The organism is Frankia sp. CoWAU3 (assembly GCF_977971855.1).
In genome coordinates, this window is the sequence record NZ_CDWWXB010000338.1 from 1 (window position 1) to 749 (window position 749).

The following is a 749-nucleotide window of genomic DNA, read 5'->3' on the forward strand; positions in this document are numbered from 1 at the left end:
CGGTGACTCGCTGAGCGGCATGGTCACCGTGGAGTCCACCCAGGCACTCGCTGCCGGGGGTGGGCTCGCGTGGTTGCGGGTCGAGGTCGAGGCCCAGGCAGGGCCAGCCGGACAGCCGCGGCCGGTCCTGCTGTGGCGGTGCGCGGTGGTTCTGGCGTGACGCCCGCCGAACCGGGGTTGATGGCTACTGTGCGCCTGGCCTGAGGCGCCGGTACAGGTACGCCGGTACAGGTACGACGACCCTGCGGGCCGGGGCTTCCGGATGTTGGCCCGGGGGACCTGTGGGCCTAACTTTCCCGGCCGTGGACGAACCAGCAGGCCCGTCGAGGTCGTCGGGAAGGTCGGGAAGGTCGGGAAGGTCGGGAAGGCGCGGGCCTGGCAGAGTGGATGACCACGGGGCCCGGCAGAGGAGAACATCGATGAGGATCGCAGAAGACATCACGCAACTGATCGGCAACACGCCGCTGGTCCGATTGCGTCGCGTCACGGACGGAGTGGGAGCCCAGGTCGTGGCCAAACTGGAGTCCTTCAACCCGGCGCACAGCGTGAAGGACCGTCTTGGCGTGGCCCTGATCGACGCCGTGGAGCGGGCGGGGCTGATCGGGCCGGACACCGTCATCCTCGAACCCACCAGTGGGAACACCGGCATCGCCCTGGCCATGGTGTGCGCCGCCCGCGGCTACCGCTGCGTCCTGACGATGCCTGAGACGATGAGCACCGAGCGGCGGATGCTGCTGCGGGCCCTCGGC

The 749-nt window shown here is 70.0% G+C and carries 1 protein-coding gene; it reads left to right on the forward strand.

Annotation, left to right across the window (positions count from 1 at the left end; genetic code table 11):
- Positions 1-419: 419 nt before the first annotated feature.
- Positions 420-749 (forward strand): PLP-dependent cysteine synthase family protein (locus AC08ON_RS18140; protein ID WP_476617439.1); only part of this gene is annotated, 330 nt, incomplete at its 3' end.